The organism is Vibrio sp. M250220 (assembly GCF_036533795.1).
In the GTDB taxonomy this organism is placed as follows: domain Bacteria; phylum Pseudomonadota; class Gammaproteobacteria; order Enterobacterales; family Vibrionaceae; genus Vibrio.
This window is the reverse complement of the sequence record NZ_JATABI010000007.1, coordinates 78,510-96,901: the sequence shown is the minus strand read 5'-3', so window position 1 is coordinate 96,901 and position 18,392 is coordinate 78,510. Positions and strand designations below refer to the sequence as shown.

Below are 18,392 nucleotides of genomic sequence, written 5' to 3'. Positions count from 1 at the left end.
TTGACCTCTACTGCCACTTGCGGTGGTATGCACCGAGTGTTGTTTGCTTACCTTCTGACACGTTTGCTAGAGTCGCATCCCAAGCCGCTTCGACTTGGTAGCCTTCAGGGTTTGCGAGATAGCGATCAATAGCGGCTCGCCAAGTACGTGTTACCTGCTCCACGTAGGCAGGGCTGCGTTGGCGTCCTTCGATTTTTACCGAGGCTACGTTCGCGGCAAACAGCTCAGGGAGCATAGAGAGGGTGTTCAAACTGGTTGGCTCTTCCAAAGCATGATAAGCCTTGGTTTGCTCTTCTAGAACGGCGGTGAAACGGCCTTTACATAAGGTCGGATAACCTGCATTTTCACCTTCGCTGTAACGGTCAATAAGAATGTTGTTGAGGCGAGACTCAAGCCCTTTCTCGGTTTCTTGCCAACGAACATATTTGGCAGGCGAGCATGCCCCCACTGTGTTTGGTGATTCTCCAGTCATGTATGAGGAGAGATAGCAGCGTCCTTCAGACATGATGCATAGGCTGCCAAACGCAAACACTTCAAGTTCGACATCGCTGGTGATATTACGTGATAGCTGTTTCACCTGATGAATCGAAAGAACACGAGGCAGAACAACGCGCTTGACGTTAAAGTTGTTCTTGTAGAAATCGATAGCCGCGACGTTTGTTGCCGAGGCCTGTACTGATAAGTGAAGTTCTAAGTCAGGATACTTTTGCGATGCGTAATCAAGTACCGCGATATCTGCCACAATCAGAGCATCTACGCCATTATCCGCTGCACGGTCGACCGCATCGGTCCAACGGCTAAATCCGTCTGGATGAGCGAAAGTGTTGAGAGCGACATGAATCTTCTTCTTATGGTCATGAACGTACTGAGCGGCTTTTTCCAGTTTCTTACCTGTAAAGTTTAAACCCGCAAAGTGACGGGCATTGGTATCATCTTTAAAACCGATGTAAACCGCATCAGCGCCACAATCAATTGCAGTTTTTAGTGCAGGCAAGTTACCTGCAGGGCATAGGAGTTCCATTGCTCTTACCAGACTGTCTCATAAAATTGTTGAGCATTTTATGAAGAATTATGAATGGCAAATTTGATATAAGGCAGGTTTGAGTGAGTTTCTAAGTGAAATAATTACTTAGGGTTAGTTTTTGTGGCGACGATTTTGTGCAAATAGCTCTTCAACCTCTTGTCTTGGCTGAGGGCGATGGAAGTGGAAGCCTTGAATTGAGTTACAGTTTAGATTAGACAGCAGAGTCGCTTGTTGCTGTGTCTCTACACCTTCGGCGACGACAGTCAAATTGAGTGATTTGCCTAGATTGATGATATTTTCTATGACTGTGATTTGTTTAGGCAGCGTATCAATATCAGAGATAAATGCTCGGTCAATTTTGAGTTCATCGATTGGAAATCTCGCTAAGTAGGAGAGCGATGAATAGCCCGTTCCGAAGTCATCGATTGATAGAGCAAAACCTAGTCGCTTAATCGCATTCAACATTTGAAGAGTGTGCTCACTATCACTCATCACCGCACTTTCTGTCAGCTCAAAAGTAATACAGCTTGGATCTAATTCTGTTGTGCGCAGCAACTTCTCCATGTAGTCGATTAACTTAGGGTTGCCAAATTGTTCAGGGGAGAGGTTGATCGCCACTCGACCCGGTAAAATACCTTGCAGCTTCCAGCGTTTGACTGTGGCAAAGACCTCGCGCATGACCACTCGGCCTAAATGCTCGATCAAGCCAGCTCGTTCCGCAACAGGAATAAATGCACCAGGGCTAATATAGCCTTCTACGGGATGTTTCCAACGAATCAGTGCTTCTGCGCCATTGATACTGAAGTCTCGCGCATTGACTTTAGGTTGATACCACACCTCAAGTCCATTTTGTTGCAGCGCTTTCTGTAATTCGATTTCCAGCCATAAGCGCATACGAGCTTCTTTGTTCATCTGATCATTAAATTTGATCAGTCGGTTACGACCACGATCCTTGGCCTCATACATTGCTGTGTCAGCGTTTTGTAGCAAGATACGAGCATCGTTGCCATCGCCAGGGTAGGCAACACTACCAATAGAGCACGCAAGTCGCTTGCTGAAGTGGTGTAGATCAAACGGTTGATTCACGAGAGAGATAATGCGTTCTGACAGCATTTCTGCCATGCGATTATTATCAGGTTCAGGCAGTATGATGCCGAACTCATCTCCTCCTAAATGCCCTAAAACCGCATGTGGAGGTAAAAGGCGCTTAAGACGAGAAGAGACTTCCTTGATCACTTTGTCCCCAATGTGGTGGCCAAGTGAGTCGTTGATATTTTTGAAGTTATCGATATCAAGATAGAGCATGATCAACGGTGTATCGTTGTGGATCAGTTGCTCTAAACGTTTGGTGAATCCGAAACGGTTATACAAGCCAGTGAGTGAGTCAACATGCGCATCTTCATGCTGTGTTGGAGAGAGCTTCTTAGGTGTCGAATCTGCATCTTGGATCAAAACCAGTTGAGAATCACTACCGAGAATCATTGTCGCGTCAGCCAACAGCTGGACTTTGCGTTCAAATCCACAGCGAGGACCAGTCAGACACGTTAATGGTGCTTCACCGAGCGAGTTGACTAATGAGCTAGAAAAAACCGTTTTTGTTTTTTCATCGACAAATAGCCGTGAAAGGTTTTCTCCGAGTAGATCTTGTACCGACTCAAAACCAAGTAATCTTAACGCAGCAGGATTTGCTGAAATGATGCAATCGTCTTCCACTAACATGATTCCCTCAGGAACGAGAGAGGTCAAAGTCGAAAACTTACCTTCTGACTCTTCCAAAGAGCGAATGAGGATCTGTTTTTCAGAGGTGTCGAGAGCATGAAAGATGATGTGCTCGATCTTACCATCGGTATTCAGTGGCGAGATATTGAAATGCAGGCTGGTCTCTAAGTCGAGATCACCCATCGTCATTTCAGCTTCGATCGATTCGCCTTTAAAAGCGCGATTATAATAAGGCTTGAGATGATTATAAAACTGTTGCCCCATGATCTGGCTGTCACTCATACCAACCAGTTCAGGAGGAGTAAGACCTGCGATATCACAATAGCGCCCGTTAACCACGGCATAATTATGCTGGTTATCTAAGATAGCGAAAAAAAACGGGCTGTTAGCCGTTATTTCTTTAAACCAGTGCTGTAATTGTTGCGATAGCATCAAGTTTTTCCAACTCTCCAACAGAGCTTGTGATTCACATCGGTTGTGAATATGAATGATGTAATAACTATAACTGTCATTGCCTGTAGTTTAAAGAGTTTCAGGCATCACGCAGATTCTTTGACAAATAACAGGAATCGTTAGTTAAACATACTTTATGATGAGCAATTCCAATCCACAAAGTAACGGATAATTCGCGTGATTAACAAGATTCGCACTCAACTAGTTCAAAACGCTGCATCAATTTTGCGATCTCCAGTACACTTATTGCCTCAATCTGTACAAAAAAAAGCCTTGCTTGAAGGGCTAAAAACGGTGTTTAAAGAGGCTCTTGAAGATGGGGATTTCGAATTCCTTGAAGATAAGTGGTTAAAAGTTGAAGTAAAAGATATGCAGCTGAGTTGGCTGATTAGCTATCAAGACGAACAGCTTGTCGTTGGTGATAAAAGTGTTAAGGAAGATGTGTTGTTTGGAGGGAATCTGAATGACTTAGTTTTGATTGCCGGACGCAAAGAAGATCCTGATACCCTGTTTTTCCAACGTCGCCTAACCATAGAAGGTGATACGGAATTGGGTTTGGAAGTCAAAAACTTGATGGACAGTGTCGATCTTGATTCATTGCCGAAAGCTGTTCAGACCTTGTTAAATCAGCTAGCCGAATTTGTGCGAAAAGGCTTACAATCGCCTTCAGCACACAAAGAGGTTGTAAATGCTTATTCGAACTGAAGCACCAGCAGATATTCTGGCGGTCGATAGACTTCTAAAAGGAGCCTTCGACACTGAAGCAGAAGCGAACTTAGTGATGACACTAAGAGAAAATGGTCGCCGTACATTGTCGCTTGTTGCTTGCAACGATGAAGGTGAAGTCGTGGGTTATGTACTGTTTAGTCCGGTCACATTAAACGGTGAAGACCTAAACTGGCAGGGATTAGCGCCACTAGCTGTTCGTCACGATTACCGAAACAAGGGAATTGCCGCTGATCTCGTTAAAGAAGGATTAGCTTCTTTACTGGAGTTTGACTACCCAGCTTGCGTGGTACTTGGTGATCCTGCTTATTATGCTCAATTTGGCTTTGAAGCAAGCGAAAAGCATAATATGCGTTGTCAGTGGGATGTCCCTCAAGGTGCATTTCAGGTGCTAGGTTTAGTGGAAGGAGAGCTAAATCAGCGCACAGGTTTGATCGAATACAGCAGAGAATTTTCAGAACTTTAGCTTTGTTCGCCGCAGAAAAGGATGAAAAATTATTGTTTTGTCCTTTTTTTGACCGCTTGGCGGCCAGTAGCTAATTTTTTGCAAAAATCTACTTGTCAGCAATAGCGTGTTTCGCTAGTATTGCTCGGCCTTCGATAAGGAGGTCGCTAGCCTTGTTCAAAAACCTATTGAAAAGTAATGTTTTCGAGCGGCGCTGGCTCAACAATTTGGAACATAGGTGGAAATAATGTTTACAGTTCTACTTGTGATTTACCTGTTGGCAGCGGTTGGTGTAATCGGCCTAGTGTTGATTCAACAAGGTAAAGGCGCAGATATGGGAGCCTCATTCGGTGCAGGCGCATCAAACACAGTGTTTGGCGCAAGCGGCTCAGGTAATTTCCTAACCCGAATGACTGCAATTTTTGCAACAGTATTTTTCGTCCTCAGCTTGGTGCTAGGCAATATGTCTACACACAAAACTGAATCTCAGTGGGTTGACCCAACACAAGGTCAAGTTATCCAGCAAGCTGACGATGCGAGTGAAATTCCTGCCCCTCAAGGTAGTGAAATTCCTCAATAAGCTATTTTCTAGCTGAGAAATAGAATTAGCTGCCGAGATGGTGAAATTGGTAGACACGCTAGCATGAGGTGCTAGTGCCTTAGGTGTGAGGGTTCGAGTCCCTCTCTCGGCACCATTGATTTACAAACTTGTAAAACACCTTGGAGAGCGTATAATGCTCGACAAGTCGGACGCGGGGTGGAGCAGCTTGGTAGCTCGTCGGGCTCATAACCCGAAGGTCGTCGGTTCAAATCCGGCCCCCGCAACCAATCCTGTTAGGATTTGGACAAGTTTGCGCAGTAGCGATACTGCGAGTTAAGCGACAATGATTTTGCTTAACGTATCAGGGTCCAGCAACAAAAAACCCCGACTTTTCGGGGTTTTTTGTTATCTAAATTTCTGAAGAGAAATTTAGAGCTTTGCTTGGAATTTAAATTGGGCTGTGAGCCCTTTTTTTGTTTCTGGAGTGGTTAAAATGACTGGTTTAGAAAGACAACTTACTGAAATGCTTGAAGCTCCTGTAGCTGCATCAGGTTATGAGTTAGTTGGATTAGAATTTATTCGCGCAGGTGAGCATTCAACGTTGCGTATTTTTATCGACCACGAAAACGGCATTACTGTCGAAGATTGTGCGGAAGTTAGCCGTCAAGTAAGTGCGGTTATGGACGTTGAAGATCCAATCACAGTGGCTTACAACCTTGAAGTGTCTTCACCAGGTTTAGAAAGACCACTTTTCAAAGCTGCACACTATGAACAATTTATTGGTCACGAGGTAAGCATCGTTTTGAAGATGGCTGTAGGCAACCGTCGCAAGTGGAAAGGTGTAATCCACTCAGTGGATGGTGAAACTATCTCTGTTACTGTTGATGGTAATGAAGAAGAGTTTGCACTAAGCAATATCTCAAAAGCTAACCTGATCCCTAAATTTTAATTAAAGTCTTAGAGGCTATTTAAAATGAGTAAAGAAATTTTAGCGGTAGTAGAAGCGGTATCGAATGAGAAAGCGGTACCTCGTGAGCGTATCTTTGAAGCCCTTGAAATTGCTCTAGCAACTTCTACTAAGAAAAAACACGAAATCGAAATTGACGTTCGTGTTCAAATTGACCGTAAAACGGGCGAGTTCGAAACTTTCCGTCGCTGGTTAGTAGTAGAAAACGTTGAACATCCAACGAAGGAAATCTCTCTAGAAGCTGCTCAGTACGATGATGCAGAAGTTCAACTAGGTGATTACGTTGAAGATGATATTGAGTCTGTAACATTTGACCGTATTACGACTCAAACTGCTAAACAAGTTATCGTACAAAAAGTACGTGAAGCAGAGCGTGCACAAATCGTTGAACAGTTCATCGACAATGAAGGTGAACTTGTTACTGGCGTAGTTAAGAAAGTAAACCGTGAAACGGTTGTTCTTGACTTAGGTAACAACGCGGAAGCGGTAATCCTACGTGATGACCAACTTCCTCGTGAAAACTTACGCCCAGGTGACCGTGTGCGTGGTCTACTATACAAAGTGGCTCCAGAAGCGCGTGGCTTCCAGCTATTTGTTACTCGCTCTAAGCCTGAAATGCTTGCTGAGCTATTCCGTGTTGAAGTTCCTGAAATTGCGGAAGAGATCATTGAGCTTAAAGGTGCAGCTCGCGATCCAGGTTCTCGTGCAAAAATCGCAGTGAAAACAAACGACAAACGTATTGACCCAGTGGGTGCGTGTGTTGGCATGCGTGGTGCACGTGTACAAGCCGTTTCTGGTGAGCTTGGTGGTGAGCGTATCGATATCGTTCTTTGGGACGATAACCCAGCGCAATTTGTAATTAACGCAATGGCGCCTGCAGATGTTGCTTCTATCATCGTAGATGAAGATGCGAATGCTATGGATATCGCAGTTGAAGCGGACAACCTAGCACAAGCTATCGGCCGTAACGGTCAGAACGTACGTCTTGCATCTCAACTGACTGGTTGGGAACTTAACGTAATGACAGTAGAAGATCTTCACAAGAAACATGCTGAAGAGTCTCAAGCTGCTATTGATAGTTTCATGAAGCACCTAGATATCGAAGAAGACTTTGCTCAACTGCTTGTTGAAGAAGGCTTCTCAACTCTAGAAGAAGTTGCTTACGTTCCAGTTAACGAACTACTTGAAGTTGATGGTCTAGATGAAGATCTAGTCGAAGAACTACGTAATCGTGCTAAGAATGCACTAACGACTCTTGCGCTAGCACAAGAAGAGTCTTTCGAAGGCGTTGAGCCAGCAAAAGACCTACTGGGCCTTGAAGGTCTTGAGCGTGAGATGGCATTTAAACTGGCAGCTAAAGGTGTATCAACACTAGAAGACCTAGCTGATCAGGGCATCGATGATCTTGAAGGTATTGAAGGCCTGACCGAAGAGCGTGCGGGTGAGCTAATTATGGCAGCTCGTAACATCTGTTGGTTCGGCGACGAAGCATAATTTTCAGCAAGGAGAAAGCGGCATGACACAAATTACTGTTAAGGCACTGAGTGAAGAAATTGGAACTCCAGTGGACCGCTTAATTGAACAACTTGCTGATGCTGGTATGAACAAAGCGAGTAGTGATCAGGTTTCTGATGAAGAAAAGCAGAAACTTTTGACTCACTTAAAGAAAGAGCACGGTGACACTACGGGTGAATCTGAGCCAACTCGTTTAACTCTACAGCGTAAAACTCGCAGCACACTTAGCGTAAATGCTGGTGGCGGCAAGAGTAAGGATGTTCAAGTAGAAGTACGCAAAAAGCGAACTTATGTTAAGCGCAGCATTATCGAAGACGACGCAAAACGTGAGGCTGAGGAAGCAGCAAAGCGTGAGGCTGAAGAGCTAGCAAAACGTGAAGCTGCAGAGAAAGCACAACGCGAGGCCGATGAGAAAGCGAAGCGAGAAGCGGATGCAAAACGTGACGCAGAAGAAAAGGCAAAGCGCGTACAAGCTGATAAGGCTAAGAAAGACATGAATGCAAAAAATGCGGACGCGAATGCGCAAGCGAAAAAAGAAGCTGACGAACTAAAACGTCGTCAGGAAGAAGAAGCCCAACGTAAAGCTGAACAAGAAGCTGCAAAGCTTGTTGAAGAAGCTCGTAAACTAGCTGAAGAAAATGAAGCTCGTTGGAATGAAGAAGAACAGAAGAAGAAAGAGCTTGAAAACTCTGACTACCACGTGACTACTTCTTCGTATGCACGTGAAGCAGAAGATGCTGCTGACCGCAAAGAAGAAGGCGCTCGTCGCAGGAAGAAAAAGAAATCTTCTCTAGATGAAGAGCCACCTCGTCCTAGCCGCAACCAGCGTGGTGGTAAAGGCCGTAAGCAAGGCAGACTTTCTAAGCCAGCTTCAATGCAGCAAGGCTTCGATAAGACCGCTACTGTTGCTAAAGCAGACGTTGTGATCGGCGAAACAATCGTTGTATCTGAACTTGCTAGCAAGATGTCGGTTAAAGGCACAGAAGTTATCAAGGTGATGATGAAGATGGGCGCTATGGCGACTATCAACCAAGTTATCGACCAAGAGACGGCTCAGCTAGTTGCTGAAGAAATGGGCCACAAAGTTATTCTGCGTAAAGAAAATGAGCTGGAAGAAGCGGTACTGTCAGATCGTGACAACAACGCTGAAGCCGTTCCTCGCGCACCTGTTGTGACTATCATGGGTCACGTTGACCATGGTAAAACGTCTACGCTTGACTACATTCGTCGCACACACGTTGCGTCTGGTGAAGCTGGTGGTATTACACAGCACATCGGTGCATACCACGTAGAAACAGACAACGGCATGATCACCTTCCTTGATACTCCTGGACACGCGGCGTTTACCGCTATGCGTGCTCGTGGTGCTCAAGCGACGGATATCGTTGTTCTTGTTGTTGCAGCGGACGATGGCGTTATGCCACAAACAGTTGAAGCGATTCAGCACGCGAAAGCGGCAGGCGTTCCACTGATTGTTGCGGTTAACAAGATCGATAAAGAAGACGCAAACCCAGACAACGTTAAGAATGAGCTAGCTCAGTACGACGTAATTCCTGAGGAGTGGGGTGGTGAGAACATGTTCGTTCACATCTCTGCGAAACAGGGTACTAACATTGACGGTCTTCTAGAAGCAATCCTTCTTCAGTCTGAAGTTCTTGAACTTAAAGCTGTGAAAGAAGGTATGGCGTCTGGTGTAGTTGTTGAATCTCGACTAGATAAAGGTCGTGGTCCAGTTGCTACAGTACTTGTTCAGTCAGGCACACTAAACAAAGGCGATATCGTTCTTTGTGGTCAAGAGTACGGCCGTGTTCGTGCGATGCGTGATGAGCTTGGTAAAGAAATCACAGAAGCGGGTCCTTCTATCCCTGTAGAGATCTTAGGTCTTTCAGGTGTGCCTTCTTCAGGTGACGAAGCGACTGTAGTACGTGATGAGCGTAAAGCGCGTGAAGTTGCTAACTACCGTGCTGGTAAGTTCCGTGAAGTGAAACTTGCACGTCAGCAGAAATCTAAACTAGAGAACATGTTCTCGAACATGACGGCTGGTGAAGTTGCTGAACTGAACGTAGTACTGAAGGCTGACGTACAAGGTTCTGTTGAAGCGATTGCAGACTCACTACTGAAACTATCGACTGACGAAGTGAAAGTAAACATCGTGGGTTCTGGTGTTGGTGGTATTACAGAAACTGACGCAGTTCTAGCTGAAGCTTCAAACGCAATCATCCTTGGCTTTAACGTTCGTGCTGACGCTTCTGCGCGTCGTGCGGTTGAAGCGGCAAGTGTTGACCTACGTTACTACTCAATCATTTACCAATTAATTGATGAAGTGAAACAAGCAATGGGCGGTATGCTTGCTCCAGAATTCAAGCAAGAGATCATTGGTCTTGCTGAAGTACGTGACGTGTTTAAGTCACCGAAACTGGGTGCAATCGCTGGTTGTATGGTTACTGAAGGTCTAATTAAGCGTAGCAACCCTATCCGTGTATTACGTGATAACGTTGTTATCTACGAAGGTGAGCTAGAATCACTACGTCGCTTTAAAGATGACGTTCAAGAAGTTAAGAATGGCTACGAGTGTGGTATCGGCGTTAAGAACTACAATGATGTTCGGGTTGGTGACCAGATCGAAGTATTCGAAATCGTAGAGATTAAACGTACTCTTGATTAATTGACTAAAATTACGAGCAAGATCTTCTTAAGATAAGCTGTAATTGGTTGTTGAATACGCCATGGGGGGCTGGTTACGACCATCCCCCCATTCTTTCTAATAAGAGAAAAGATATGTCAAAAGAATTTAGCCGCACGCAGCGAGTGTCACAACAGCTGCAAAAAGAGCTCGCTCTGATCCTTCAGCGCGAAGTTCGTGATTCACGCCTAGGCATGGTGACGATTTCTGATGTAGAAGTGTCACGTGATCTAGCGTATGCAAAAGTATTTGTTACCTTCCTTTGTGTTGGTGAGCAAACACCAGAGTCATGCCTTGAAGCATTACGTGAGCATGAAGTTCATATCCGCATGATGCTAGGCAAGCGTATCCGTCTGCGTTTAACGCCAGAAGTTCGTTTCTACTATGACAACACCTTGGTTGAAGGTATGCGTATGTCGAACCTTGTTTCTGAAGTCGTTAGTGAAGATAAGCGTAAGCAAAGAGACTCTGGTCGTGAAGAAGAACAGACTGGGGAAGACAGCTAATGGCTCGTCGTCGTAAAGGTCGTCCAATTAACGGTGTGATTCTGTTGGATAAACCAACGGGAATTTCATCGAACGATGCACTGCAGAAAGTAAAGCGAATCTATTTTGCTGAGAAAGCAGGTCATACGGGTGCACTGGATCCCCTAGCGACAGGTATGCTGCCGATCTGCCTCGGTGAAGCAACCAAGTTCTCGCAATTTTTGCTTGATTCCGACAAGCGCTACCGTGTGATTGCTAAGCTTGGTGAGAGAACCGATACCTCTGATTCTGATGGTGAAGTGGTAGAGACGCGTCCTATCAATGTTGATATGGATAAGTTGCTCGCTTGTATCGATAAGTTTCGCGGTGAATCTGATCAAGTGCCTTCGATGTTCTCTGCGCTCAAGTACCAAGGTAAGCCTTTGTATGAGTATGCGCGTCAAGGTATTGAAGTACCAAGAGAATCACGCAAGATCACGGTTTATGAAATCATCTTGCATCGCTTTGAAGGCGATGAAGTGGAAATGGAAGTACACTGTTCGAAAGGTACTTACATTCGCACAATCGTTGATGACCTAGGTGAAATGCTTGGTTGTGGTGCTCATGTCACTATGTTGCGTCGTACCGCGGTTGCAAATTACCCTTACGAGAAGATGGTGACGTTAGAGCAACTGAATGAGTTGCTTGAGCAAGCTCAACGTGAGGAGATTGCACCGAAAGATCTACTTGATCCACTGCTATTACCAATGGATACCGCAGTAGAAGATCTGCCGGAAGTTAACCTTAACGCAGAGCTTACCGATCTTGTTCAGCACGGTATGCCAGTCCAAGTGTTTGGTGCGCCAGAAGGTACCCCAATTCGCATGACATCTGGAGAAGAGAAACTCTTCATCGGTGTGGCTGAAGTCAACGCAGATGGCAAAGTCGCTCCGAAGCGACTGGTTGTCTTCCGAGATGAGACTCAGCAGTAATACCATTTAGAGAAAAGCCGAAGCACTTGCTTCGGCTTTATATTACACCACATTCTAAATGCTATTGGATGAGCCCTTTCTCACTCAGAAGGGTACGAAGTTGATCCGCGCGTTTACGGTTAACGCCAAAGTCGGAGTAACCCATTCTAGACTCAGAACGTACCAACAGCTGTTCACCTTCAATGCGTAATTCGAGGTCATCAACAAATCGCATGATCTTTGAGGTGCATTCAATACGAAGATAATCCTGCTCCTTCACGGCTGTTTTAGCTCCGGGTAATTGCAGCGCGGCAGCTTCGATGGCATCAATACTGGTGCTGCTCGCCAAAGTAAAGGGTGCAAGCTGATGCTTCTCTCGTGCATCTTGAGTCGAGACACAGTTAGGTTTGTCACCACAAGGGAGAGAAGTGCGATCTGTCATGGTTGTGACTCCTTGGCTACATGCAGTTAAGGTGAGTAGGGTCAGAGAAAGGAGAGCCCCTTTTTTCATCTTGGATTCCTTAGTATTGGAACTGGTCAGATAATTATATGTTTTAAATAAAAAAAGGATCCAAAAATAGGATCCTTTTTCGTGGTTATGAGAGGTTAAACTTCTAGGAAGTCGAGAATACCTTCAGCCGCTTTACGTCCTTCATCGATGGCTGTTACAACCAAGTCAGATCCACGAACCGCGTCACCACCAGCAAAGATTTTCTTATTGCTGGTTTGGAACATAAACTCTTGATCCGACGGCGCTTTAATACGCCCCCACTCATCGAGCTCGACGCCAAAAGGTGTTAGCCATGACATTTGATGAGGCTGGAAGCCAAACGCCATGATGACAGCGTCAGCAGCAAGCACGTGTTCACTGCCTTTTACGGGTTGAGGACGACGTCGTCCAGCATCATCGGGTTCACCCAGCGCGGTTTTAACGACTTTAACACCAGAGACTTTGCCACTGGCATCAACTTCGACACCGAGAGGCTGTAAGTTAAACATGAAGTCGACGCCTTCCTCTTTAGCGTTTTTCACTTCTCGACGCGAGCCAGGCATGTTTTCTTCATCACGACGATACGCACAGATAACGTTGGAGGCGCCTTGACGAATCGAAGTCCGAACACAGTCCATCGCGGTATCACCACCACCTAGGACAACGACCTTTTTTCCAGCCATATCGATAAATGCTTCTTCACTCGGTAACTCCATTACTTTATAAGTATTGGAGATAAGGAAAGGCAAGGCATCGTAGACGCCTTGAGCATCTTCATTCTCAAGTCCGGCACGCATATTCTTGTAGGTTCCTACACCTAGGAAGACGGCATCATATTCATCGACAAGCTGCTGCATCTCAATGTCTTTACCGACTTCTACACCCAAACGGAACTCAACGCCCATTTCAGTGAAGACTCGACGACGGTTTTCCATCACGCCTTTTTCAAGTTTAAACGATGGAATACCAAACGTGAGTAGGCCGCCAATTTCAGGGTAGCGGTCGAAGACAACCGGCTTCACACCGTTTCGGACCAAGATATCCGCAGCGGCAAGGCCAGCAGGACCTGCACCGATAATCGCGACTTTTTTATCTGTCCAAACCACTTTAGACATGTCCGGTTTCCAGCCCATTTCAAAGGCTTTGTCGGTGATGTACTTTTCGATATTACCGATAGTGACCGCACCAAAGTCTTCGTTTAGGGTACAAGAACCTTCACAAAGACGATCTTGCGGACAGACGCGTCCACAAACTTCTGGAAGACTGTTGGTCTGGTGAGAGAGTTCTACCGCTTCCAGAATTCGCCCCTCATTCGCTAACTTTAGCCACTGAGGAATGTAGTTGTGAACCGGACACTTCCATTCACAGTAAGGGTTACCACAGTCTAAACAGCGATCTGCCTGAGCGGTAGCTTGCTGATTAGTAAAGGGTTCATAAATTTCAACGAACTCGATCTTACGAATTTTAATTGGTTTTTTCGCAGGATCGACGCGCTGAACATCGATAAATTGGTATACGTTCTGACTCATGATTCAAACATCCTCCATGATTACTGCGCTTGAACGCGAAGTTCTGCGGCACTGCGACTTTGATGACCAAGCAGAGTACTTAAATCTGCTGCCTGCGGTTTAACCAAGTAGAACTTCGGAATCCATTCATCAAAGTTCGCTAGGATGTTTTCTGCGTGGACTGAGCCTGTTTCTTCTAGGTGCTCAGCGATCAAACCGCGCAGGTGTTCTTGGTGGATATAAAGATCCGATAGCGCAATCGCTTCGACAGATTCTTGGTTTACTCGTCCTTGGAACTCTTCGTTCTCATCAAGCACGTAAGCGAAACCGCCTGTCATACCCGCACCAAAGTTAACTCCGGTCGCACCAAGGATAGCGACAATACCACCCGTCATGTATTCACAAGCGTTGTCACCTGCACCTTCAATCACGGCAATCGTACCTGAGTTACGGACACCAAATCGCTCACCTGCCGTACCTGCTGCGAAAAGTTTTCCGCCAGTCGCGCCATACAAACAGGTATTACCAATAATCGTTGCTTCATTACACTGGAAGGCAGTGCCTTGGTGAGGCTTGATGCTAATTTTGCCTCCAGCCATACCTTTACCCACGTAGTCGTTCGCATCGCCTGTCAGGTAAAGTTCAACACCGCCAGCATTCCAGACACCAAATGACTGACCAGCAGTACCATCTAGGTGAAGCCTGATCGGGCTTGCTGCCATACCTTGATTGCCATAGCGTTTCGCGATTTCACCAGATAAACGAGCGCCAATAGAACGGTCAGTGTTAATTACTTTGTAGAACAAGTCTTTAGACTGACATGCCTCAATAGATTCAAGCGCATCCGAGACAATCTTTTGGTTCAATTCAGCTTTATCAAATGGAGCATTTGATTCCGTCCAGTAAAGAGGGTGGCCTTGTGGCGATATTGGTGATTCAAGAATACCCGAAAGATCTAGCTTGCTCTGTTTCGCTGTTAGCCCCTCAACGGCTTCTAAGAGATCGGTGCGACCGATTAAGTCAGTCAGTTTCTCAACCCCAAGTTGTGAAAGTAACTCACGCACTTCATCGGCGAGGCCGATAAAGTAGTTCATCACCATTTCCGGCAGGCCTTTGAAGTACTCTTTGCGTAAGGTGTCATCTTGAGTCGCAACGCCAGTCGCACAGTTATTTAAGTGGCAGATACGTAAGAACTTACAACCCATAGCAACCATAGGCGCCGTACCGAAACCGAAGCTTTCTGCACCAAGAATCGCAGCTTTAACGACATCAAGTCCAGTTTTCAAGCCACCATCGACTTGAAGACGAATCTTATGGCGTAGACCATTGGCGACTAAAGCTTGCTGAGTTTCTGCAAGACCCAGTTCCCAAGGGCTGCCAGCATATTTGACCGACGTTAATGGGCTAGCCGCAGTACCACCGTCATAACCTGAGATGGTAATTAAATCGGCGTATGCCTTGGCAACACCCGTCGCAATAGTGCCAACGCCCGGCTCAGAAACCAGTTTGACCGAAATCAGTGCTTCTGGGTTGACCTGTTTTAGGTCGAAAATCAGCTGAGCGAGATCCTCGATAGAGTAAATATCGTGGTGTGGTGGCGGAGAAATCAGTGTTACCCCTTGTACTGAGTAACGTAGTTTCGCGATCTCAGCGGTGACTTTATGTCCCGGTAACTGTCCACCTTCACCCGGTTTTGCTCCTTGCGCTACTTTGATTTGCAGTACATCTGCGTTGGTCAGATAGTGTGGTGTCACACCAAAACGACCAGAAGCAATCTGTTTAATGCGTGAGTTTCGCTCTGTACCAAAACGTCTTGGATCTTCACCACCTTCGCCTGAGTTTGAGTAACCGCCTAAACGGTTCATCGCGGTTGCTAGGGCTTCATGAGCTTCTGGGCTCAATGCACCGATAGACATCGCCGCCGAGTCAAAACGTTTGAAGAGTTCTGTACTCGGTTCAATTTTTTCTAATGGTAGCGGCGTTGACGATGTCTTCAGATGCATTAAGTCACGCAGCATAGCAACGGGACGTTCGTTTACCTGCTTAGCAAAGCTTCGGTAATCAGAAGTGTCACCAGATTTTACCGCTTGTTGTAGCGTACCTACGACATCTGGGTTGTAGGCGTGATATTCGCCGCCGTGAACGTATTTCAACAATCCACCATGTTCAATTGGCTTACGTTTCGTCCATGCTTTGCGAGATAGATTGTAAAGATCTTGCTCGAAGTCTTCGAAGTTCGCCCCTTGAATTCGGGTTGTGACTCCCTTGAAGCAGAGATCGACGACATCTTGGCTTAGACCTACTGCTTCAAATAGTTGAGAGCAACGATATGAGGCAACGGTTGATATGCCCATTTTCGACATGATCTTGTATAGACCTTTGTTGATGCCGCTCTGGTAGTTTTGCATCACCTGTCGATAGCTCTTGGCGATAGCGCCATCATCAATGACTTTCGCTAAGGTTTCATAAGCCAGATATGGATAAACCGCTGTTGCACCGAAACCAAGCAGTACTGCAAATTGGTGAGGGTCTCGCACAGTGCCTGTTTCGGCGATGATGTTGGCGTCACAGCGAAGGTTTGCATCGATCAATCGGCTTTGTACTGCCCCTACAGCCATGGCTGCTGGGATCGGCAATCGGCCTTTTTGTATTGCTTTATCTGAGAGAACCACGAGAACGGTTCCTTCGCGAACCGCTTGCTCTGCCTGATCACAAAGATCAAGAATCGCTTGCTCAAGGTCTTTGTCGTCGGGATTGTAGTTGATGTCTAGTACCGTACTACGGTAGTGCTCATCACTTAACTCAAGTAGTTGCTGCATGTCTGAGTAAAGCAGAACCGGTGAATCAAAGGTTACACGATGAGCGTGACCGTCGGTCTCGCAGAATACGTTCATCTCTTGGCCGACACTGGTCGCCAATGACATGACGTGTTTTTCACGAAGTGGATCGATCGGTGGATTGGTTACCTGAGCGAATTTCTGACGGAAATAATCAGTAATCAATCTCTCTTTAGACGACAATACTGCCATTGGCGTATCGTCACCCATTGAGCCGACTGCTTCTTGTCCCATATCGCCAAGAACACGCAATACCTGATCAACCTCTTCGTTGCTCATCGCAAACTGCTTTTGATAGGTCTTTAGTTCATCTTCATCGAAGCTACGTTCGCCCACTTGGTCTTCTGGCAACTTAGAGAATGGTGTCAGTTTATGGACATTATTTTCCATCCATTCACGGTATGGGTGGCGATCTTTGAGGTCATTATCGATCTCACTTGATTGCCAAAGCTTTCCACGGCGAGTATCAATAACTAAAAGCTCGCCTGGACCCACTCGTCCTTTTTCTGCGACTTCATCGGGAGCGTAGTCCCAGATACCAACCTCAGACGCTAACGTAATTAACTTATCTTTTGTTATGACATAACGAGCAGGACGTAAGCCATTACGGTCAAGGTTACATGCGGCGTAACGACCATCTGATAAGACGATACCAGCAGGGCCATCCCACGGTTCCATGTGTTTGGAGTTGAAATCATAGAAGGCACGTAAGTCAGGATCCATATCAGGGTGGTTTTGCCACGCTGGCGGAACGAGCATTCGCATCGCACGGAAGATATCCATACCCCCAGCTAAAAACAGATCGAGCATGTTGTCTAAGCTTGATGAGTCTGAACCTGTCTCGTTAACGAAGGGTGCAGCTGTTTGCAGGTCAGGTAGCAGTGGTGACGCGAATTTGTACGCTCGTGCTCGAGCCCATTGTCGGTTGCCTTGAATCGTATTGATTTCACCATTGTGAGCCAGATATCTGAATGGCTGAGCGAGTGGCCAACGAGGCTGAGTGTTCGTCGAGAAACGCTGGTGGAACAAACAGATAGCAGATTCCATACGCAGGTCTGCCAAGTCGAGATAAAACCTTGGTAGGTCGGCTGGCATGCATAGACCTTTGTACACTATAACTTGTGTCGACAGGCTACAGACGTAGAACTCACTATCATCAACAATGCGTTTTTCAATACGGCGGCGGGCGATATATAGGCGACGTTCAATATCGCGTTCACGCCAGCCAGCAGGCGCTGAAATAAAAACTTGCTGAATGTTTGGTAAAGAATCTGCGGCAATTGGTCCGAGTACTGTTGGGTTGGTTGGCACATCACGCCAGCCAGATACAGTCAGAGTTTCTTGGGCAAGTTCTTGATTGATAATGTCTTTTGCTTGCTGTGCTTTGGCTGGGTCTTGGTTAAAGAAAATCATGCCAACGGCATATTGTTTACCAAGCTTAAAGCCATTTTCTTCGGCAATAAGACGTAGATATGATTCGGGCTTTTGTAGTAATAGACCACATCCGTCACCCGTTTTTCCATCAGCCGCGATGCCGCCACGGTGGGTCATGCGATCAAGTGCTGAAATTGCGGTACGTACCAGTTTATGGCTTGGCTCACCTTCCATATGTGCAATTAAGCCAAATCCACAGTTGTCTTTCTCGAGACTAGGATCGTATAGAGCCATTGCAATTCTCCCTTTGCTTCTCTGTCATCCCGACAGAACTACCAACATTTAAAGGGTTGGTATTTATGACTAACTATTCATTTTAATTGTTATATATCGTATAGATATGCAGTAAATGTTCTTAAAACATTTAACAAAATTTGACGAATTCATTTTCATCGACTTCACAACGTATAGGTTATTATGAAAAAGGTCAAGTTCTTGGTGGAAAATCACGCTAATATACAATTTACCACGGAATACGCTGTAATTATCTATAGAATTCAGTTGGTTAGAATTTTGATTGTTACAACTTTGCAACATTTGAATGTCAGGGAAATAAAAAAGACCAGCACAATGTACTGGTCAAATGGGAAAGTTTGGAAGGAATGATTGGTTATT

The 18,392-nt window shown here is 45.8% G+C and carries 13 protein-coding genes and 2 tRNA genes; 10 read left to right on the top strand and 5 right to left on the bottom strand.

Annotated elements, in window-relative coordinates:
* Positions 1–7: 7 nt before the first annotated feature.
* Together ubiU and QTN94_RS04875 are read right to left on the bottom strand one after the other, a co-directional pair.
* The gene (ubiU, locus tag QTN94_RS04880) at positions 8–1,021 is read right to left on the bottom strand and encodes a ubiquinone anaerobic biosynthesis protein UbiU (protein WP_331427081.1); all 1,014 of its coding nucleotides are present in this window, start codon (positions 1,019–1,021) and stop codon (positions 8–10) included.
* 114 nt (positions 1,022–1,135) lie between these two features.
* On the bottom strand, positions 1,136–3,175 hold the full coding sequence (locus QTN94_RS04875) for a sensor domain-containing protein (RefSeq protein ID WP_331427080.1): 2,040 nt from the start codon (positions 3,173–3,175) through the stop codon (positions 1,136–1,138).
* Between the two features lie 198 nt (positions 3,176–3,373).
* On the opposite strand from QTN94_RS04875, the gene ubiT reads away from it, so the two are divergent.
* The 10 genes from ubiT (at position 3,374) to truB (ending at position 11,529) form a co-directional block, all read left to right on the top strand.
* Entirely contained in the window at positions 3,374–3,901 is a 528-nt protein-coding gene (ubiT, locus tag QTN94_RS04870; protein ID WP_331427079.1) for a ubiquinone anaerobic biosynthesis accessory factor UbiT, read from the top strand.
* Positions 3,885–4,388 carry a GNAT family N-acetyltransferase gene (locus tag QTN94_RS04865; RefSeq protein ID WP_331427078.1) on the top strand — a complete coding sequence of 168 codons (504 nt, stop codon included), beginning with the start codon at positions 3,885–3,887 and terminating at the stop codon, positions 4,386–4,388. Before ubiT ends, QTN94_RS04865 begins: the two co-directional genes overlap by 17 nt.
* A 226-nt stretch (positions 4,389–4,614) precedes the next feature.
* Positions 4,615–4,947, top strand: a complete 333-nt coding sequence (gene secG, locus QTN94_RS04860; RefSeq protein WP_138972557.1) for a preprotein translocase subunit SecG — start codon at positions 4,615–4,617, stop codon at positions 4,945–4,947.
* A 31-nt stretch (positions 4,948–4,978) separates the two neighbouring features.
* Positions 4,979–5,062, top strand: a tRNA-Leu gene (locus QTN94_RS04855).
* 56 nt (positions 5,063–5,118) lie between these two features.
* A tRNA-Met gene (locus tag QTN94_RS04850) sits at positions 5,119–5,195 on the top strand.
* Positions 5,196–5,401: 206 nt separating this feature from the next.
* Entirely contained in the window at positions 5,402–5,857 is a 456-nt protein-coding gene (gene rimP, locus QTN94_RS04845) for a ribosome maturation factor RimP (RefSeq protein WP_269376563.1), read from the top strand.
* A gap of 24 nt (positions 5,858–5,881) precedes the next feature.
* The gene (gene nusA / locus QTN94_RS04840) at positions 5,882–7,369 is read left to right on the top strand and encodes a transcription termination factor NusA (RefSeq protein WP_331427076.1); all 1,488 of its coding nucleotides are present in this window, start codon (positions 5,882–5,884) and stop codon (positions 7,367–7,369) included.
* A gap of 22 nt (positions 7,370–7,391) precedes the next feature.
* Positions 7,392–10,055, top strand: a complete 2,664-nt coding sequence (infB, locus tag QTN94_RS04835) for a translation initiation factor IF-2 (RefSeq protein WP_331427075.1) — start codon at positions 7,392–7,394, stop codon at positions 10,053–10,055.
* A 113-nt stretch (positions 10,056–10,168) separates the two neighbouring features.
* The gene (gene rbfA / locus QTN94_RS04830) at positions 10,169–10,579 is read left to right on the top strand and encodes a 30S ribosome-binding factor RbfA (RefSeq protein ID WP_138972553.1); all 411 of its coding nucleotides are present in this window, start codon (positions 10,169–10,171) and stop codon (positions 10,577–10,579) included.
* The gene (truB, locus tag QTN94_RS04825; RefSeq protein WP_331427073.1) at positions 10,579–11,529 is read left to right on the top strand and encodes a tRNA pseudouridine(55) synthase TruB; all 951 of its coding nucleotides are present in this window, start codon (positions 10,579–10,581) and stop codon (positions 11,527–11,529) included. The genes rbfA and truB overlap by 1 nt, the downstream gene beginning before the upstream one ends.
* Positions 11,530–11,590: 61 nt before the next feature.
* Here the strand turns inward: truB and QTN94_RS04820 are convergent, their stop codons facing one another.
* The 3 genes from QTN94_RS04820 to gltB form a co-directional block, all read right to left on the bottom strand.
* Positions 11,591–12,019 carry a DUF1499 domain-containing protein gene (locus QTN94_RS04820; protein WP_331416202.1) on the bottom strand — a complete coding sequence of 143 codons (429 nt, stop codon included), beginning with the start codon at positions 12,017–12,019 and terminating at the stop codon, positions 11,591–11,593.
* Between the two features lie 95 nt (positions 12,020–12,114).
* Entirely contained in the window at positions 12,115–13,527 is a 1,413-nt protein-coding gene (locus QTN94_RS04815; RefSeq protein WP_331427072.1) for an FAD-dependent oxidoreductase, read from the bottom strand.
* A 20-nt stretch (positions 13,528–13,547) separates the two neighbouring features.
* Positions 13,548–18,011 (bottom strand): glutamate synthase large subunit, encoded by a 4,464-nt coding sequence (gene gltB / locus QTN94_RS04810; RefSeq protein WP_331427071.1) that lies wholly within the window; start codon positions 18,009–18,011, stop codon positions 13,548–13,550.
* Positions 18,012–18,392: the final 381 nt, after the last annotated feature.